The sequence below is a fragment of the Halomonas sp. HMF6819 genome (genome assembly GCF_044335525.1).
Lineage (GTDB): Bacteria > Pseudomonadota > Gammaproteobacteria > Pseudomonadales > Halomonadaceae > Vreelandella.
This window is the reverse complement of sequence record NZ_JBIQVY010000003.1, coordinates 308,177-326,081: the sequence shown is the minus strand read 5'-3', so window position 1 is coordinate 326,081 and position 17,905 is coordinate 308,177. Positions and strand designations below refer to the sequence as shown.

Here is a 17,905-nt window from a genome sequence, read left to right as displayed (position 1 = left end):
CAATGACCGTCATGACCGTCGAAGAGATCGAGCGCTTTCTGGACGAGGTGTTTCCGCAGCGCATGGGCCGGGTAGAGAGCGTCGGCGAGATGTGCGCGACGATGCGCTTGGAGATACGCAACGAGCATCTGCGCCCCGGCCCTCGGGTGAGCGGGCCGACGATGATGGGCTTTGCCGACGTGGCGCTGTACGTGGCGATCCTGGGCCAGATCGGCCCGGAGCCGATGGCGGTGACCAGCGATCTGAACTGCCACTTTTTACGCGCCGCCTCCGGCGAGCACGACATCGTGGCCCATGCCCGGCTGATCAAAATCGGCCGACGCATGGGCGTGGGAGAAGTGCAGGTGTATTCAGCAAGCGACGACGCGCGCCCGGTGGCACACGTCGTCGCAAGTTATGCCCTACCGATCAAGGATTAGATCGCGGGCAGCCGGTCGAGCATGCGATCCAGCGTCAGCGGATAGTCGCGCAGGCGGATACCGGTGGCGTTGTACATTGCATTCGCCACCGCCGCCGCGCCGCCACAGATGCCGAGTTCGCCCACCCCTTTGGCCTTGAGCGGCGTCGCGGCGCCGTCCAGCGTATCAAGGAAGATCACCTCCTGTTCCGGGATATCCGCGTGTACCGCGATCTCGTAGCCCGCCAGGTCGTGGTTGGTGAAAAAGCCGCGGCTCGTGTCGATATTGAGGCTTTCCGAAAGCGCCGCACCGATCGACATGGTCATGCCGCCGAGCACCTGGCTGCGCGCGGTGGTCGGGTTGAGAATGCGCCCGGCGTCACATACCGACAGCATGCGGCGAAGACGTGTCTCGCCGGTGTAGGCGTGCACCGCCACCTCGACGAAATGCGCGCCGAAGGTACCCAGCTCCATCTCGTCCTGGAAGTCGCCAAAGTGCAGCGTGTCCTCGCCAACGAGCTCGTCGCCATCGATCTCGAAAAGCCCAACGTCCTGGTCGCCTGCCAGCACGCGGCCGTTCTCGAAACGCGGTGACTCGACGCTCAAACGCTTGCCGATTTCGGTCTGAAGCGCCAGGCACGCCGCGTAGACGCCCGCCGTGGAACTGGCCGCGCCGAACTGGCCGCCGGAGCCGGACGACACCGGGTAAGCGCTGTTGCCCAGGCGTACCTCTACTTCATCCATCGTGACGCCCATGGTTTCCGCCACGGTTTGCGCGAGGATGGTGTAGGAGCCGGTACCGATATCGGTCATGTCGGTTTCGACGATCAGTTTGCCCTGGCTTAGGCGCACCCGGGCGCCGGAGTCCATGGTGATCGCACCGCGGTAGGCACCGGCCACGCCCTGGCCGATCAGCCACTGCCCTTCGCGCCGGCTACCCGGCGTCTGGTTGCGTTCGCTCCAGCCAAACGCCTCGGCGCCTTTTTGCAGGCACTCGACGAAGTGGCGGTCGCTATAGCGCTTTTGCGGCTCTTCCGGATTGACCTGGGTGTCGTTGAGAATGCGAAATTCTACCGGGTCGATGCCGAGCTTATCGGCCATCTCGTCCATGGCGATTTCCAAGGCGGCCAGCCCCGAGGCCTCGCCGGGGGCGCGCATGTCGGCGGATTCCGGCAGGTTCATGTCGATGGCGTGGTGCGCGGTGCGGCGGCTTTCGCCGGCGTAAAAGCAGCGCGTTTGGTTCACCGCGTCCTCGCCGCTGCCGCCGGGCAGGGTGTGGGAGATCGCCGAGTGATCGAAGGCGGTGATGCGGCCATCCTTGTTCGCGGCGATGCGCAGGCGCTGGACGGTACCGGAGCGATGGGTGGCGTTGTTGAAAATGAACGGGCGCGGCAGCGCTACCTTCACCGGGCGTTTGGTCTCCCGCGAGGCGAGCGCGGCCAGCACCGCGTCGGCGCGCACCCAGAGCTTGCCGCCGAAGCCGCCGCCGACGAAAGGGCTCTCCAGGCGAATGGTGTCGGCATCGATGCCGAAGACTTTAGACAGCCCCTGACGGGACCACTCGATCATCTGGTTCGAGGTCCAGAGCGTCAGGTTCTTGCCGTCACACCAATCGGCGATGGTCGCGTGAGGCTCCATCATCGCGTGGCTCTGCGAGGCGGTGTGGTAGGTTTCGTCCATCGTGACCTCCGCGCGCTCGAACGCGGCGTCCACATCGCCCACTTCCGAGATCACGTCACGATCCTGAAGCCGCTTCCAAGCGTCATCCAGGTCGAAGGTGCCCGGGATCGCTTCGTACTCCACCTCGATCAGCGAGGTCGCCGCCCGGGCCTGCTCGAGGGTATCCGCCACCACCACGGCGATCGCCTGGTGGTAGTGCTCGACGATATCGCCGCCGAACAGCTTGGCGTCGTTGCTGGCCGGGCGGGGCAGCTCGTCGATGTCGAGCGCAGTGATCACCGCCGCCACCCCTTCGGCGTTACGCGCCGCCGTGGCGTCCATGCGGGTAATGCGCCCCTTGGCGATACTCGCGCCCAGGGGGTAGCCCACCAAGTGGTTCTCCACCACGTCGTTGCGCTCGTAGGCGTAGGGCGCAGTGCCGGTGACTTTCAGCGCGCCGTCGATACGCTTATGGGGCTTGCCGATGATGCGCGCACGGTCGAACAGGTTATCGTCGACTGACTGGTTAAAATCCATACATCACTCCTTGGCCAGTAGAGCCGCCAGCGTGCGTTCGGCAAGCGTCAATTTGTAGGCGTTATCGTCGGTGGGGCGGGCGCCGTCTAAAAGCTTCTCCATCACTGCGCTCGCACCGTTGGCAAGCTCGGCGTCGGCTTCAGCGCGCCGCCAGGGTTTGGGCGCCACGCCGCCGAGCGCCACGCGCCCTTCGCCGTTTTCCTGCTCGATCAGCGCCACCGAAACCAGCGCGAAAGCATAAGACGCGCGGTCGCGTACCTTGAAGTAGCGCTGCTTGCCGCCGACCGGGGCCGGCAGCACCACGCCGGTGATGATCTCGCCGGGTGTGAGCGCGTTCTCCACCTCCGGCGTTTCGCCGGGCAGTTGATAGAACTCGTCCAGAGCGAGCCGCCGGGTCTGGCCCTCGGGGTCGATGGTTTCCACCTCGGCGTCGAGCACGCGAAGCGCCACCGCCATATCCGACGGGTGGGTGGCAATGCAGTGATCCGAGGTGCCGATCACGCCGAGCTGGCGAGTATCGGCCCCTTCATCCAGGGCGGCGCAGCCGGCCCCGGGCTCGCGCTTGTTGCAGGGCATCTTTGTGTCGAAAAAATACGGGCAGCGCGTGCGCTGCAGAAGGTTGCCGCCGGTCGAGGCCTTGTTACGCAGCTGGCTGGAGGCGCCGGCGAAGAGCGCGCGGCTAAGTACCGGATAGTCGCGCTTGATACGCTCGTCCGCGCCGAGGGCGGTGTTGCTCACCATCGCACCGATTCTAAGCCCACCCTCGTCGGTGGCGGTGATCTCATCGAGGCCCGCGTGGGTGATGTCGATCAGGTGCGGCGGCACTTCGATTTCGTGCTTCATCAGATCCAGCAGGTTGGTGCCGCCTGCGATGAACTTGCTGCCCGGCAGCTCGAAAGCGCGCGCCGCGGCCTTTGCGGCATCGTCGATGCGCTCGAAGGAAAAGGCTTTCATGCGCGCTCCTCCGCTACCTGTTTGATGGCCTTGAGAATGTTGGCGTAGGCGCCGCAGCGGCAGAGGTTGCCGGACATGCGCTCGCGAATCTCCTCGTCGCTCACCTCGATCGGACCGGTCAGCTGCTGGGTTACATGGCTCGGAATCCCGGCACGAATTTCGTCGAGTGTGGCCTTCGCCGAGCAGATCTGGCCCGGCGTGCAGTAGCCGCACTGGAAGGCGTCGTTGTCGATGAACGCCTGCTGCATCGGGTCCAGATGTTCGACGTCGCCGACGCCTTCGATGGTGGTAATCTCGTCATCTTCATGCATGACGGCGAGCGTCAAGCAGGCGTTCACCCGCTCGCCGTTGATGCTCACCGTACACGCGCCGCACTGGCCGTGGTCGCAGCCTTTCTTGGAGCCGGTGAGGTTCAAATGCTCGCGCAGGGTGTCCAGCAGCGTGGTGCGATTATCAAGCGTTAGCTCGTGGCGCTGGCCGTTGATGCTCAAAGCAACGTTTGAGCGCGTTTGAGCGCTCGCGCGTGGCTTCTCGAACGTCGTCGTAGAGGTCATTTTTCATTGCCTTTAATTATGTTCCGATGCCGGGTCACGGTCATGACCGGTTAAGCATAGTCACAATCGGCGCGCTCGGCCCAACGCATCCGATAACCCATATCAAGGCTCGTCGACTGGTCTACGCTACACTGACGACTCCCACCCGCGCGGCCCGGCGCCGCTTCACGAGGAACGCGTTATTTCATGCAACATCTGGATCTGAAGGTCATCGAGCAAACGCTTGCGTGGTGCGATGAAGGCGAGACGATATGGCTTTGCACGGTACTCGACACCTTCGGCTCTTCCCCCCGGGCGCCGGGGTCCTGGCTTTGCGCAAACGGGCGCGGCGAGCACGTGGGCTCGCTTTCCGGTGGCTGCGTGGAAGAGGATTTTCTCGAGCGCCTGGCCCGCGGCGCATTCGAGGCGCCCATCACCCTGACCCGCTACGGCGATGGCGCGGGCGCCGTGCCCAACGTGGCGCTGCCCTGTGGCGGGGCGCTGGACGTGCTCATCGAGCGCCTGCCGCCAACGCCTGACACCCGCGCGCACTTGATCAGGCTGCTGGAGGCGCTCGAGGGCCACGAGCCGCTAATTCGCCGGGTCGATATCCAGCGCGGTGAACGCACGTTCTGCCCGGCCCCGCCGGTCGGGCCGCGGGTCGAGATTGAGGGCGAGATCATCCACCTGCGCGTCTCGCCGGCGCACCGGCTGGTGATCGCGGGTATCTCGCCGATTACCGCGCCGTGCGCGGCGTTCGCCGTCACGCTGGGTTTCGAAGTGATCGTCTGCGACCCGAATGACGCCGCCTGCCAGGCCCTCAACGTGCCCGGCGCCGAAGTCAAAACCACCCTGCCCTCGGCCTACATCTCGAGCCAGACCTGCCACGGTGCCACCGCGGTGGTGGCGCTCACCCACGACCCGCGCATCGACGACTTGGCGATGATGGAAGCGGTGCGCACCCAAGCGTTCTACATCGGCGTGATGGGATCACAGCGCACTTCTCAGGCCCGCGCCGAGCGGCTGGCGCGCTCCGGCGGTTTGAGCGACGCACAGATCGCGCGTATCCACATGCCCATTGGGCTGGCGCTTGGCAGCAAGACGCCTGCCGAGATCGCGCTGGCGGTGATGGCGGATATCGTGCGCGTGCAGCACGGGAAAGCCATTGATGCGCTTTGATTAAGGAGCCTTAACGTGCAGCGAGACAAGATCATTGCGCTGGTGATGGCGGCGGGCTATTCGCGGCGCTTCGGCGCGGCGGACAAACGCGAAGCGGTGCTCGGTGACGGCCGCTCGCTGCTGATCGCAAGCTTGGCCAACGCCCGAGGCACGTTTTCGAGCCTGCGGGTGGTGGTGCGCAAGGAGGATGCGCCCACCGGGATCGAGGAGTGCGCGCTGATTCGCGTGAAAGGCGCCCGACACGGGCTGGGGGCCAGTATCGGCGAGGCGTTCGGCACGCTGCTCGAGGATACGTCCGTCTCGGACATTCAAGCCGCCGCCGTGCTGCTCGGCGATATGCCCTACATCCAGCGCGGCACCTTTACCGCGCTGATGGACATGAGCGCCCCAAACATCATCGTCTCTCCCAGCATTGAGGAGAGACCGGGCCACCCGGTGCTGTTCGGTCGCGACTTCTGGCCGGCGCTGGCCCGGCTCTCCGGCGGTGACGGCGCGAAGGCCGTGCTGCAGGCCAACGCGGCGCATCATCGCGTGTGTCCGGTGAACGACCGGGGCATTCAGTGGGATATCGATACTCCAGAGGCGCTTGAAAAGCCATTCTCCACGCGCTAATCCCGCGCGATCGCCACCACCAGCAAAAGCGAAAGCCACCCGCCGATCAGCGCCACTCCGCCGATGGGCGTGACGATCCCCACGCTGAGCCCGAAAAGCGCCATGGCGTAGAGCGACCCGCAAAAACCGAGCGTGCCCAGCAGCCAGAGCGTGAGCACCAGCCGCTGGCCCGCACGCGGGCGCTGGGCGCGCCATACCAAAAGCGCCAGCATCGCCAGCGTATGCCAGGCCTGATAGCGCACGCCGGTTTCCACGGCGCTGACCATGTCGCTTCCGACCCGCGCGGGCAGCCCGTGGGCGGCGTAGGCGCCGAGCGCCACCATCACCGAACCGGAGATCGCGACCCAACACCACCATGCTTTATCGGCTTGCTGCACGTAACGCTCCTTACCGTTGTCGGTTCGACCCCATTCATATCACAGGTGACATACCTTGCACGGCGCTAAACCGCTACAATAGGGGATGTTTGGCTTATCAAGGGATACTCATCGTTCATGTCTACCCCTAACGCACCCATAGAGCTTAGGCTCAACGGCGAACCTTACGCCATCAATCAAGGGCAGACGGCGGCGGATCTGATCGCTCAGCTGGGTTTGACCGGGCGGCGCATCGCCGTCGAGATCAACGAGCAGATCGTTCCCAAAAGCCAGCTCGACGCCACCGCGCTCAACGAAGGCGACCAGATCGAAGTCGTCCACGCCATCGGCGGCGGCTAGCCCCCTTCGCGCTTAAGGATTACGCATGACTGCACACCACGATACGCCCTTTACCGTTGCCGGCCGCACCTTTGGCTCGCGCCTTCTGGTCGGCACCGGCAAGTACAAGGACATGGCGGAAACCGGCCAGGCCGTGGCTGAAAGCGGCGCCGAGATCGTCACCTTTGCGGTTCGCCGCACCAACCTGGGCCAGGACGCCGACGCGCCGAATCTTTTGGACGTGATTCCACCAAGCCACTATACGCTCTTGCCCAACACCGCCGGCTGCTACAACGCCAAGGACGCGGTGCGCACCTGCCGACTCGCCCGCGAGCTGCTCGACGGCCACAACCTGGTCAAGCTCGAGGTGCTCGGTGACGACGCCACGCTCTACCCCAACGTGGTGGAAACGCTCTCTGCCGCCAGAACGCTGATCGACGACGGCTTCGACGTCATGGTCTATACCAGCGACGATCCGATCGTTGCCCGTGAGCTCGAGGCGATCGGCTGTTGCGCGATCATGCCGCTGGGTTCTCTGATCGGCTCCGGCCACGGCATCCAGAACCCTTACAACGTTCGCCTGATCGTCGAGCAGTCGAACGTACCGGTACTGGTAGATGCGGGCATAGGTACCGCCTCTGAGGCAGCGATCGCCATGGAGCTCGGCTGCGACGGTGTGCTGCTCAACTCCGCCATCGCCCACGCTCGCGAGCCGCTGCGCATGGCCCGCGCCATGAAGCGGGCCGTCGAGGCCGGCCGCGACGCCTTTTTGGCCGGTCGCATGGCGCGCCGGGACACCGCCGAGGCGTCCACGCCCTTTGCCGGCCGTATCAACGGCTGATTCGACGCCTTATTTCAAAGGCCTGTTTTAAAGCCTGTTTCAAAGAACCATTTTGACGCTTTAGTCGAGAACCCTTGCCGAGATCCCATGACCGAGAACAACGCCACCCCGTCCGATAACGCCGGCGCCACCGGGCCCGAAAGCCAGGACGCGCCGCTTCACCGCCGCGGCATCAAAAGCTACGTGATTCGCGCCGGGCGCATGACGCCGGCACAGACCCGCGGCCTCGAAGACGTCTGGCCGCGCCTTGGCCTCGCGCTGGAAGACGGGCCGCAGGATCTATACGCGCTGTTTGGGCGTAAAGCGCCTTGCGTGGTCGAAATTGGTTTTGGCATGGGTAACTCTCTGATCGAACAGGCCAAAACCCACCCGGATACCGACTTCATCGGTATCGAGGTGCACGCGCCGGGCGTGGGCAAACTACTCGATGAAGCCGACAAACTTGGGCTCACCAACCTGCTCGTCTACCGCGAGGATGCGCTGCGCGTGCTGGAAGAGTGCCTGCCGGCGGGGTCGATCAATACCGTGCAGCTCTTCTTCCCCGACCCCTGGCCGAAGAAGAAGCACCACAAGCGGCGCATCGTTCAGCCCGCGTTTGTGGAGCTGATCCGCACCCGGCTGGAGCCGAACGGCTTTTTCCACATGGCGACGGACTGGGAAGCCTACGCCGAGTGGATGGCCGAGGTGATGGAAGCCGCGCCCGGCTATGCCAATACCGCCGACGCCGATACCGCGCCTTTCGTGCCGCGCCCCACTTTCCGCCCGCTGACCAAGTTCGAAGCGCGCGGCGAGAAGCTCGGCCACGGCGTGTGGGATCTGATTTACCGAAAAACGTCTTGAACCAAAAGTGAGTGACCGGGGCCTGCGGCCTGAACGTTAGGGTCGCGCCCAAGCCGCGGTCAGCGTAAGACCTGCAAATGCCACAACGGCGGGGGTGGCGCCCAGTTGATCCATCATCATCCCGAACACCGGCGCGCCCGCCGTTTGCCCGACCGCGATGGTCAGAAAACCGACCATCAGCCCAGTGGCAGGGCGCTCGGGCAGCGCGTTAATGCCCCATACCAGATAGACGCCGGTCAGCATGATATAAGCCATGCCGAAGAGCAGCCCGCCGATGAGCGCCATCGCCGGCGTCGTGTTGAACATCCCCACCATAAGCACTCCCAGCGCAAGCGCCGCCAGAAAGACCCGGTGTATCGGGTTGATACCGAATCGGGTGATCAGCGCCCCCGCAAAGGCGCCTGCCATTCCCGCACCGCCGATCGCAATCCACAAGAGTCCGCTGCCGGTATGGCCCCAATCGAGGCGTAGCGCTAAAAGCTGGCCGCCGAACGACCACACCGCGGTACTAGCGGCTCCCATCAAAAACGATGCCATGATCAAGCGGATTAGCAGCGCATTGAGCGACACCTTCCCCGCCTTCGCACCGGCCTTGTGCTTGCCACCGGGTACGCTGAACGCGACCGCCACCGAAAGCAGAAGCGCCGTCGCGGCAAATCCCGCGAAGGCCAGACGCCAATCCTCCATCCACAGTGCCATCGAGCCTGACAGGACTACGCCCGCCCCGGTGCCGGCGTTGATCACGGTATTGGTCAGGCTTTGACGTTTGGGCGCCACGACCTTGTCCACCGCCGCGGCCATAGGCGGCGAGGCAAGCCCGGTACTCGAGCCCGCCAGCATCACCGCCAGGGCTAACCACCAGGCCGACGTCGCCATGACAATTCCTAGCATGCCAATCCCTGCCACCAGCGCTGCACCGATGGCCACAAGCCGAGGCCCCAGCCGCTCGGTCAAGTAGGCAGACGCGACGATGGCGACACAGTAGCCAAGAAAGGAGCCGCCGGAAATGAATCCGCTGAGGCTCGTGGAAAGGGAAAGCTCGGCATCGATTTGCGGAAGAAAAAGCCCGAAAGCAAAGCGCGCAAAGCCGTAGCACACCGCAATCAGGGCAAAGCCGCATGCGCCGAGCGTCAGTGCCGGGCTCACAAGCGGTGACGCTCGAGCAGCGTAGCGGCCGCCATCCGCGCGGCGACTACCGATTGCTCACCGCGATAGATCGCAGCGGCCGTCGCCCCCTCAAAAAGCACGATGATCTGCTCGACTAGATCAGCGTTGTCGCCTTGGCGCGTTTCCACGATGACCAGCTCGGCGATCTTGTCTGCCACGCGGGCTTTATGAGCCAGCACGGCCTCGACGATTTCCGGGGAGTCGCCGCCGGTCTCTCCATAAGCGCGCAGGAAAAGGCAGCCGCGCACTCCTTCCACCCGCACCCAATCCTCCAGCGCCTTGAACAGCGCATCGATGCTATCGACCTCCAGCCGACGGGCAAAACGCTTGTCACGTTCGCCAAGCACACTGGCAATCAACGCATTCTTGCTGCCCGCGTGTTTATAGAGCGTGCGGCTCGAAATACCTGCACTTTTGGTCAACTTATCCATGCCGGTGGCGGTAAAACCGTGGCGGTCGAACAACGCTTCCGAGGCGGCAACGAGTTTGCTCATTATGTCCATTGTGCGTCTCCTTTGAATGGAACCACACTCTCAATGTAAAACGATCACTTTACACCGTCAAACGATATCGCCGTAGCCGCCTGAGCCCAAGGCGCCCTAAAAACGCCACGAGCACGCAAGTGTTTGATGGATAGATAGCTCTTGAGTGAGCGCACCACTTTAAAAAAACCGCGGGTATCGAGGCGGGAAGGGTTTAAACGCCCTGGCGCCGGCAGCGCTCGGAGCAGTAGACGACGTTGTCCCAGTCGCGTGCCCACTTCTTGCGCCAGGCGAAGGGCTTTTGGCAGACGGGGCAGATTTTGGTCGGAAGGTGGGGCTTTTTATGGGCCATGGGGGCGGCTCGCGTACGGAATGTCGCCTCAGTCTAGACAGGTTGTCCCCGCCGCCGGGGCAGTAAGAGCGTAAAATTTTGGAGGGCACAAAAAAAGAAAGCCACTCCAGAGGAGTGGCAAAAGACCGTGACTAGCAATGAGAGGGAGAAACCATGACAGAAAAAGTCCCGCTGCCCTGGTTGTGACGTCTCATCAAACGCCAGCAAGGACAATATAATAATTCTCATTTACCGCGTCAACACAAATGCGAATACTTTTTATTTATTTTTACCCGCCCGCCAGTTTGAGCCACAGCGGCAGCGTCAGCATGGCTAAAAGCGTTTGTCCTGTGATGATCGCGGCCATCAGCTCCGCGTCACCGCCCAGCTGGCGGGCCAGGATATAGGCCGAGGTCGCCGTGGGCAGCGCGGCGAATAAAAGCGCTACGTCGCGGCTCAAGGGGTCGAGCCCCAGCGCCCAAGCGAGCAGCAGCACGACCAGCGGCATGAGCAAAAGCTTGGCCACGTTGGTAGTCAGCGTACCGCGATCCAGCCGCCAAAGCGCCGCCGGGCGAAGCGCCACGCCTACCGCCACCAGCCCCAGTGGCAGCGCGGCGCGGCCCAGTAGCTCTGCGGCACTGGCGCTCCAGCCGGGAAGGCCAATGCCGCTTACGTTCAAAAAGATCCCCGCCAGGCAGGCTAGAATCAGCGGGTTCTTCAAAAGCGTTAGCGCGCTTTGCCCAAGGCTCGCCTGCCCTAGCGTGCCGGCCCGGATGAAGCTCGCAACGCAAAGGATATTGACCACCGGCACCATGACCGCCACCGCGACCGCCGCGGTGGTCACCCCGGCGCTTCCGTGCAGGGCCCCGGCGCCAGCCACGCCCACGTAGGTGTTGAAGCGAATCGCGCCCTGAAAAACGGAGGTGAACGCCGGTGCGTCCAGCCGGATCCATTCACGCAGCCCCCAAAGCAGCCCCGTCATGAGCCCGATCGCCCCCAGCAGCACCGCCGCAAGCCTTGCCACGGGCACTTGGCTTACGTCCGCCGTGGCAAGCGTTGCCACCAGCATGGCGGGGAACAGCACGAAATAGATGAGTTTTTCCATCTGCGCCCAGAACTCAAGGCTCGGCCAGCGCCGGTAGCCGATGACCCCGCCCAGTAGAATCAAGATAAAGAGCGGCCCCAGCGCTCCGGTAATGCTGTTCATCGATGCTCCTTCGATTGACGCGCGATATGCGACATCCTGACTGCTCGTCGGCGTCGCTTAGCTGCTACCATGCAGTATCTTCTCTGCCCTGTGGTCGTATCGTGACGCTTTTGCCATGAACAAGCGAACCCCGTTGGGACATTCTCGCGCTTTTCCACTGCTCAACGTACTCATGCTGGTCACCGCCTTGGCGCTGATGGCGTGCCTGGCGTACGGCTTGAACAGCTGGCTGCGCGACGACAGCGAAATCACCTGGTTTGCGCCCAACCCGGGCTGCGCGCTGCACACCGGCGCCTGCTCGGCGCCGTTAGATAACGGCGTACTGAGCTTCGCTGTGGATGTGGATGGGCCCATCGAGGCGCTCAACGTTCTACCGCTCGAGGTGACCGTCAAGGGCGTGCCGGCGCGCCAGGCAAGCGTTGAATTCATCGGCCGCGACATGGAAATGGGCCGCCACCACTTCGACCTGATCACCACCGCGCCAGGCCACTTCCACGGCCAAGGGCAGGTCGGGCTCTGCACTCAGGCGGTCATGGCCTGGCGGGCGCGGGTGGTGGTGACCACGCCTGGCGGTAAAATCGGCAGCTGGTTCGATTTTGAGGTTACCCGGAGTTAGCATGCACGCACTTCTCAAACGCCGCGAGGTGATCGCGGCCCTGCTTTTGGTACTGGGCGGGCTTAGCGCGCTGGCGCTGTTGCTGACCGGCGCCGGGCAAAAAAGCGATGCGCCGCGCGGCGGGCCGATCGCCATGGCCTCGACCGACGGCGCCTTTTCGCTTTCCCACCTTGATGAGGATCAGATCGCGGTGGTGACGTTCGGCTATACGTACTGCCCGGACGTCTGCCCGATTACGCTGGCCGTCAAACGCCAGGCGCTGGAGCAGTTCGATGACGCTACCCGCGAGCGGATCGTCCCGGTCATGGTCACGGTGGATCTCGAGCGCGACACCCTGGCGCGGATGCGCGAGTACATGGAGGCCTTCGGCAGCGAGTTCGTAGGGCTGGTCGGCTCCCCCGGAGAGCTTGCGGACGTGGCCGAGCGCTACGGCGTGGTGTGGCAGCGCCGGGAGGCGCCGGATTCCCCCATGGCCTACACCGTGGATCACACCGCCGGGCTCTTTCTCGTCAATCGGGAGGGAGAAATTCTTGAGCGCGTGCTTTATTCACCCACGCCCTCAGCGTTGGTGTCGGCACTGGATCGCGAGCTCGAGCGGGGCACGGGTTAGCCAGCGGCGCTGACGTGGACGCTCAATGCAACAAAAGCGCCGCCCTCGGGCGGCGCAGTGCGATCAAGGCGTGGGAAGTGATTACTCGATACCCAGCAGCTCGACGCGGAAGGTGAGCATTTCGTTGGGACCGATCGGGCCTTGGCCATTTTCGCCGTAGGCGAGCTCGGAGGGGATGTAGATCATCCACTTATCGCCGACGCTCATCATCTGCAGCGCTTCCTGCCAGCCTTCGATCACCTGGTTGACCTGGAAGGTGACCGACTCGCCGCGCTCGAAGGAGCTGTCGAACACGGTGCCATCGAGCAGCATGCCTTCGTAGTTCACCTCGACGGTGTCCTCGGGGCCGGGGGATTCACCGTCGCCAGACTCGAGCACTTCGTACTGCAGGCCCGACTCGGTGACTTCGACGTCGTCACGCTCGGCGTTTTCGGCCAGGTACTCCTCGCCTTCCTGCTGATTCATCTCGGCGATTTCCGCCGCCTGCTCTTCACGCTCCTGCATGGAGCGCTGCTGGAAGGCGACCAGGGTTTCCATCATTTCTTCTTCGGAAAGCGCCAGCTCGTTGTCTTCGAACACATCGCGCATGCCGTTTGTGAAGGTATCGATATCGAGATCATCGATATCCGCCTTCATGCTTTCGCCAAGCGTGACCCCAAGGCTGTAGGCCAAGCGCTGTTCGTCGGTTTCCGGCTCGGCGGCGGCGAACGGCGCCACCAAAAGAAGCCCGGTCAAAGCCGCGGTTTTGAACGTTGTAGAGACCATTGCTTTCATGTGTAAACCTTCTTCAAGACGCTGTGCGCCGGCTGGAAAATTCTGGGTCGCAAAAGCGTATACGCGACGCCTGTCTGGTTAAGACCCCTTTGTGGGCCAAAGGTTTAAAACTGCGGGTTTAAGATTACACCACCAGGGTGGGGCAGTGCGATGCCCCGGCAACGCGCTGTGACACGCTGCCGAGCAGCAGATTCTTGTCGCCGTTGGTACCCTGGGCGCCGATCACGGTCAAATCGCACTCGCGCTTTCGCGCAAAGCGTACGATCGTGCGCGACGGTCGCCCGCCCTTGACGAAGGCGCGCACCCGAGTGGCGTCGGCGCCAAGCTCCACCGCGAGCGCCTTGGCGTAGACGGCGATTTCCGTGGCGTACTCCTTGAGTGCGTCGTCGGGAATGTCGAGCTTGCTCGGGCGCACCATGGAAAGCGACGCCTCGAGCAGGCTGTGATGCTTGAAGACGCAGAGTATGTAGAGCTCCGCGCCGGTCAACAGGTGCAAGCTCACCGCTTTCTCGAGCGCCTTGACCGCGCCCTTCGAGCCATCCACCGGTACCAGGATACGATGAAACATGGGTGTCTCCCCTTTTTATGATCCGGTCACCTAGCGAAAGGCCACATCGCGTAGAAACAGCGCAATTTGCGGGAACATGATCAGAAGCGCTGCGGCGAGTATCAAAATGAAGATGAACGGCGGCGTGCCCTTGATCACGTCCCAGTACGGGCGCTTAAAGATAGCGATCGCGGTGAAGATATCGCAGCCAAACGGTGGCGTCGCCGAGCCGATCGCCACCTGCAGCGTGATCAAAATACCCACCAGCACCGGGTCGAGGCCAGTGGCCGCCACCGCAGGCGCGAAGATCGGCGTGAGCACCAGAATCACTACAATCGGGTCGACGAACATGCAGGCAACGAAAAACGACACGCAGATCGCGATCAAAACGCCGGTCGGCCCAGCGTCGTTGACCCCCACCGCTTCGAGAATGGCCTGAGGAATCTGGGCAAACGAGATGATCCAGGAGAAGCCGTTACCCACTGCCACCAGAATGAACACCACCGCCGTGATCAAGCCGGTAGATTTTGCGATGGCGTAGATATCGGTCATTTTCAGCGAGCGAAACACCACGAACTCCAGAAGCACCGCGTAAAGCACGCAGGCCGCCGCCGCTTCCGTGGGGCTGAACACGCCGCCGTAGATACCGCCGACGATGATGACCGGAAAGCCCAGCGGCCAGAGCGCATCTTTTACTGCCAGCGCGCGGGTCTTCCAGCTCGCGCGCGGCTCGGTGGGGACGTCCTTGACGATCGCATAAACGATGCAGTACGCCGAAAACATGAAAAGAATCAGAAGCCCTGGCCCGATACCGGCGATGAAGAGCTCGCCGATCGAAGTGCCGGAAATAACGCCGTAAATGATCATGCCGATACTCGGCGGAATCAAAAACGCAATGTCGCTGGCGTTGATGATCAGCGCCAGCGTAAACGAGTCCGAGTAGCCCGCTTTAAGCATCCTTGGACGAAGCGGTGAGCCCACCGCCACCACCGTTGCCTGGGTCGAGCCGGATACCGCGCCAAACAGCGTGCACGACGCTGCAGTGCTGACCGCAAGCCCACCCTTGATGTGGCCGATGAAAGACATCACCATTTCGATCAGGCGGTTGGCCGACTGGCCTCGGGTCATGATGTCGGCGGCGAGAATGAACATCGGCACCGCAATCAATGAGGCTGGCCGGATGCCCGCCATCATCTGCTGAATCAACGTATCCATCTGGCCAAAGCCGTTGAACATCATGTAAAAGCCGATCACCGCGGCGGTGATCAGCGGAACCATCATGGGAAAGCCCAGCAGCAGCAGGGCGATCATGGTCACTACCATTATCGTCGTCATCGTGTTCCCCTAAGCCCGCGTGGCCCTTGTTAAACTTCCGTTTCCGTGTCCTTGTACCCATCCACCACGCCGGTCGAGAGATAGACGTCGTGGCTGGTCAGGTTCTTGATGGCGGTCAGCAGGTATTGAATGGCGGTGATCAAAAACCCCATCGGCACCCACACGTAGATCATCCACACCGGCAGGCTGAGCGCCGGCAGCACCCGCCCCTTGCTGTAGAGATCGAGGATGTAGATCACCGAGTAGTAGAGCAAAAAGAACATCACGAGCGAGGTGAACAGCGAAATCACGACCATCAGCGCGCGGCGCCCGCCCACCGGCAGCGCATCGTAAATGGCCGACATACGGATATGACGGCCGTGGCGGGCGGCGTAGCCGATCCCCGCGAAAGTAATCATGATGATGAGAATCCGGTTGAGCTCGCCGGAGAACATGATGCTGTTGCCGAACACGAATCGGGCAACGACGTTGATGACCGTATTCAGCGCCATTAGCAAAACCCCCAGCGCCAGAATCACTGATTCGACTTTGCTAATTGCGGTGTCGATCACCCCCAAAACGCCGGGAAGCCCCGAGCGATAGTTGGCTTCTGCTTCCTCTTCGGTCATGGCTACTCTCCTGTCAGCGCCTGCGCTTCGCCCGTCAATACGAGCGGCATTGCGGTTAAAAGGCGCGGATAAAGTGCATTCAAAACGCATCTCCAGGAACACTAAAAAGGGCAGCCGTGGCTGCCCCTTGCGTTACTCGAGATAGGCGTGCGGCGAAGCCGGTGGGATCATCGTCCCACCGGAGACAACGCGCTTACTCGTTTTCAACGTTTTCAAGGTCGGCCTTGAACTGCTCAAGCAGCTCGCTTCCGCGCTCGCCGGTCATCTCGAGGAAGGCTTCCTCGACCTGCGGGGCGCGCTCGCGAAACGCTTCGATCTGCTCGTCGTTCAAGCGCGTAACGGTGACTTCGTCGGACGCCTCCTGAATTTTCTCCAGTGACTCCTCGGCCAGCCCCTTGACGTGGTCCATGGTCTGCTCATAAGCGGCTTCGGTGGCGTCCTGAACCAGCTGCTGGTCCTCTTCGGAGAGGCCGTCGTAGAAGTCCTGGTTGGCCATCATCGCGGTGGTGAACCAGCCGTGGCCGGTAAAGGTCAGGTGCGGTGACACTTCATAAAGCCCGCCAGACTCGATCCAGAAGATCGGGTTTTCCTGACCGTCGATGATGCCGGTCTGCAGGCCGCCGTACACCTCGCCCCAGGGCAACGGCGTCGGCGTGGCGCCAAACGCGCTGTAGGTCTCGGAGAGCAGCGGGTTGGTCATGGTACGGATTTTCTTGTTATCCATATCCTCCGGCGAGCTGATCGGCTCGTCGGTAGTGATGACCATTTCGCCTTCAGGATACATCTGAAGAAGTTCGAGCCCCTGCTCGGCGTAGAGCTCGGGGAACATCTCGTTGATCGCCTCGCTTTCGTCGAAGAACGTCAGAACGGTCTCTTCGTCGGTAGGCAGCAGGTAGGGAATGAAGAAGATTTGCGCTTCGGGAATCAAGGCGCCGGTAAAGCCGGGCGACTGGTTGACGAACTGCAGGATGCCGTTCTGGGTCTGCTCCATGATGTCGTCGGACTCGCCCAGCTCGCCAAAGCGATACACCTGGACGGTATGGTCGGAGTTCTCTTCGATGTACCCCTTGAACGCTTGGGCAAACACGTCCTGAACGTCGCCTTCGTACTCTTCGTGGGCGTAACGCCAGTTATCTGCCTGGGCCGCGGCGCTCAGGCCGAACAGCAGCGCGCCAACGCTTGCCGAGGTAAGAAGTTTGGACGTGACCGAACGCGTTGATAAAGCCTTGTAAGCCTTCATGCAGTGTTCCCCTTGGAGTGGTAAGCGCGTCAAATAAAGCGCAAAAATCCATTTTTAAATAACGGCTAGCGCAGCGTTGATGCCTTACCCGCTAAGTTTGAAGCGGGCACGGTCGACTCAAATGCCATGCGTTATTCAAAAATAGCTTAATTTGAGGCTAGCGCGCTGATTTGACCGGGTCAAGACGGGTGCCAATCACCTCCCAAGCGTTTTCGACCTGGACACAAGGCTTGTCGAAAACGCGGCTATCGGTCGCGAAATCATCGCAAAAGAGCTGGCATCGTAGCCAAACGCTCGCTTTTTTTGATGATTCATCGAGCTCTTCGAGCGTTGAAATATCGCTTTGAGGCGCGAGCGCGAACGCCTGCCAGGCGTCCAGGTTTTCTTTTTCGGCGGCGAGTTCGGCGTGCTTGATCGTCTCGCGCAGCGCCGCGATCGAGGCACTTTGTTGCGCTTGGCCCTTGAGCGTTTGGCGAAGCGCGCGAAGCGGCTGGGTGATCTCGCGCTGCCAGCGCACTCGCGCCAGCCGCTCTCGGGCAAGCGCTACCGGCTTGGCTTTGAGCCGCTGACAATAAAGCCAAGCGTGGAACAGCAGCTCGCAGACGTCGACCCCGGCCTGGTCCTGCAGCGTCAAACACGCCGGCGCCACGTCGTCGAGCGCGTAGAAAGCGCAGGCGAAATCCCAAAGCGGTGTCTGCTGCAAGCGCTTTGATCGGTTAGAATCACTCATCACGTTCGCCT

22 protein-coding genes are annotated in these 17,905 nt (G+C 62.4%); 8 read left to right on the top strand and 14 right to left on the bottom strand.

Annotated elements, in window-relative coordinates:
* The first annotated feature begins 2 nt into the window (after positions 1-2).
* Positions 3-419, top strand: a complete 417-nt coding sequence (locus ACGLWX_RS11605; protein WP_396239858.1) for a PaaI family thioesterase — start codon at positions 3-5, stop codon at positions 417-419.
* Here the strand turns inward: ACGLWX_RS11605 and paoC are convergent.
* Genes paoC through ACGLWX_RS11590 form a run of 3 tightly spaced genes read right to left on the bottom strand, consistent with a single transcriptional unit; the run spans position 416 to position 4,101 of the window.
* Positions 416-2,593 (bottom strand): aldehyde oxidoreductase molybdenum-binding subunit PaoC, encoded by a 2,178-nt coding sequence (gene paoC / locus ACGLWX_RS11600; RefSeq protein ID WP_396239856.1) that lies wholly within the window; start codon positions 2,591-2,593, stop codon positions 416-418. The two genes, ACGLWX_RS11605 and paoC, sit on opposite strands and share 4 nt — an antisense overlap.
* A 3-nt stretch (positions 2,594-2,596) precedes the next feature.
* A complete protein-coding gene (locus ACGLWX_RS11595; RefSeq protein ID WP_396239854.1) occupies positions 2,597-3,547 on the bottom strand; it encodes an FAD binding domain-containing protein in 951 nt (316 codons plus the stop codon).
* Complete coding sequence (locus ACGLWX_RS11590; protein WP_396239852.1) at positions 3,544-4,101, bottom strand: 2Fe-2S iron-sulfur cluster-binding protein; 558 nt, start codon at positions 4,099-4,101, stop codon at positions 3,544-3,546. Before ACGLWX_RS11590 ends, ACGLWX_RS11595 begins: the two co-directional genes overlap by 4 nt.
* 186 nt (positions 4,102-4,287) lie before the next feature.
* Between ACGLWX_RS11590 and ACGLWX_RS11585 the strand changes: the two genes are divergently transcribed.
* Together ACGLWX_RS11585 and ACGLWX_RS11580 are read left to right on the top strand one after the other, a co-directional pair.
* Positions 4,288-5,259 carry an XdhC family protein gene (locus ACGLWX_RS11585; protein ID WP_396239850.1) on the top strand — a complete coding sequence of 324 codons (972 nt, stop codon included), beginning with the start codon at positions 4,288-4,290 and terminating at the stop codon, positions 5,257-5,259.
* 15 nt (positions 5,260-5,274) lie between these two features.
* Positions 5,275-5,871 (top strand): NTP transferase domain-containing protein, encoded by a 597-nt coding sequence (locus ACGLWX_RS11580; protein WP_396239848.1) that lies wholly within the window; start codon positions 5,275-5,277, stop codon positions 5,869-5,871.
* On the opposite strand, the gene ACGLWX_RS11575 is transcribed toward ACGLWX_RS11580, so the two are convergent.
* Positions 5,868-6,248, bottom strand: coding sequence for a DUF423 domain-containing protein (locus tag ACGLWX_RS11575; RefSeq protein ID WP_396239846.1), 381 nt, complete (start codon positions 6,246-6,248; stop codon positions 5,868-5,870). The genes ACGLWX_RS11580 and ACGLWX_RS11575 overlap by 4 nt on opposite strands.
* A 117-nt stretch (positions 6,249-6,365) precedes the next feature.
* Between ACGLWX_RS11575 and thiS the strand changes: the two genes are divergently transcribed.
* From thiS to trmB, 3 genes are all read left to right on the top strand, one after another.
* Complete coding sequence (gene thiS, locus ACGLWX_RS11570) at positions 6,366-6,587, top strand: sulfur carrier protein ThiS (protein ID WP_252108149.1); 222 nt, start codon at positions 6,366-6,368, stop codon at positions 6,585-6,587.
* A 25-nt stretch (positions 6,588-6,612) separates the two neighbouring features.
* Entirely contained in the window at positions 6,613-7,407 is a 795-nt protein-coding gene (locus ACGLWX_RS11565; protein ID WP_396239844.1) for a thiazole synthase, read from the top strand.
* 87 nt (positions 7,408-7,494) lie between these two features.
* Positions 7,495-8,247, top strand: a complete 753-nt coding sequence (gene trmB / locus ACGLWX_RS11560) for a tRNA (guanosine(46)-N7)-methyltransferase TrmB (protein WP_396239842.1) — start codon at positions 7,495-7,497, stop codon at positions 8,245-8,247.
* A 36-nt stretch (positions 8,248-8,283) separates the two neighbouring features.
* Here trmB and ACGLWX_RS11555 read toward each other — a convergent pair whose 3' ends face one another.
* The 4 genes from ACGLWX_RS11555 to ACGLWX_RS11540 form a co-directional block, all read right to left on the bottom strand.
* Positions 8,284-9,393, bottom strand: a complete 1,110-nt coding sequence (locus ACGLWX_RS11555; protein ID WP_396239840.1) for an MFS transporter — start codon at positions 9,391-9,393, stop codon at positions 8,284-8,286.
* On the bottom strand, positions 9,390-9,917 hold the full coding sequence (locus tag ACGLWX_RS11550) for a TetR/AcrR family transcriptional regulator (protein ID WP_396239838.1): 528 nt from the start codon (positions 9,915-9,917) through the stop codon (positions 9,390-9,392). Before ACGLWX_RS11550 ends, ACGLWX_RS11555 begins: the two co-directional genes overlap by 4 nt.
* A 193-nt stretch (positions 9,918-10,110) precedes the next feature.
* Complete coding sequence (locus tag ACGLWX_RS11545; RefSeq protein WP_396239836.1) at positions 10,111-10,248, bottom strand: DUF2256 domain-containing protein; 138 nt, start codon at positions 10,246-10,248, stop codon at positions 10,111-10,113.
* Positions 10,249-10,516: 268 nt separating this feature from the next.
* The gene (locus tag ACGLWX_RS11540; protein WP_396239834.1) at positions 10,517-11,434 is read right to left on the bottom strand and encodes an AEC family transporter; all 918 of its coding nucleotides are present in this window, start codon (positions 11,432-11,434) and stop codon (positions 10,517-10,519) included.
* Between the two features lie 115 nt (positions 11,435-11,549).
* On the opposite strand from ACGLWX_RS11540, the gene ACGLWX_RS11535 reads away from it, so the two are divergent.
* On the top strand, positions 11,550-12,050 hold the full coding sequence (locus tag ACGLWX_RS11535; protein ID WP_396239832.1) for a hypothetical protein: 501 nt from the start codon (positions 11,550-11,552) through the stop codon (positions 12,048-12,050).
* 1 nt (position 12,051) lies between these two features.
* Positions 12,052-12,660 (top strand): SCO family protein, encoded by a 609-nt coding sequence (locus tag ACGLWX_RS11530; RefSeq protein WP_396239830.1) that lies wholly within the window; start codon positions 12,052-12,054, stop codon positions 12,658-12,660.
* A gap of 81 nt (positions 12,661-12,741) precedes the next feature.
* Here the strand turns inward: ACGLWX_RS11530 and ACGLWX_RS11525 are convergent, their stop codons facing one another.
* From ACGLWX_RS11525 to ACGLWX_RS11500, 6 genes are all read right to left on the bottom strand, one after another.
* Positions 12,742-13,434 (bottom strand): FKBP-type peptidyl-prolyl cis-trans isomerase, encoded by a 693-nt coding sequence (locus ACGLWX_RS11525; RefSeq protein ID WP_396239828.1) that lies wholly within the window; start codon positions 13,432-13,434, stop codon positions 12,742-12,744.
* A 124-nt stretch (positions 13,435-13,558) separates the two neighbouring features.
* Entirely contained in the window at positions 13,559-14,002 is a 444-nt protein-coding gene (locus ACGLWX_RS11520; protein WP_396239826.1) for a universal stress protein, read from the bottom strand.
* A gap of 30 nt (positions 14,003-14,032) precedes the next feature.
* Positions 14,033-15,316, bottom strand: a complete 1,284-nt coding sequence (locus ACGLWX_RS11515) for a TRAP transporter large permease (RefSeq protein WP_252108138.1) — start codon at positions 15,314-15,316, stop codon at positions 14,033-14,035.
* A 29-nt stretch (positions 15,317-15,345) separates the two neighbouring features.
* Entirely contained in the window at positions 15,346-15,924 is a 579-nt protein-coding gene (locus ACGLWX_RS11510; protein ID WP_252108137.1) for a TRAP transporter small permease, read from the bottom strand.
* 193 nt (positions 15,925-16,117) lie between these two features.
* Complete coding sequence (gene dctP / locus ACGLWX_RS11505; RefSeq protein ID WP_252108136.1) at positions 16,118-17,164, bottom strand: TRAP transporter substrate-binding protein DctP; 1,047 nt, start codon at positions 17,162-17,164, stop codon at positions 16,118-16,120.
* A 157-nt stretch (positions 17,165-17,321) separates the two neighbouring features.
* Positions 17,322-17,894, bottom strand: coding sequence for a TIGR02444 family protein (locus tag ACGLWX_RS11500; RefSeq protein WP_396239824.1), 573 nt, complete (start codon positions 17,892-17,894; stop codon positions 17,322-17,324).
* Between the last annotated feature and the right edge of the window lie 11 nt (positions 17,895-17,905).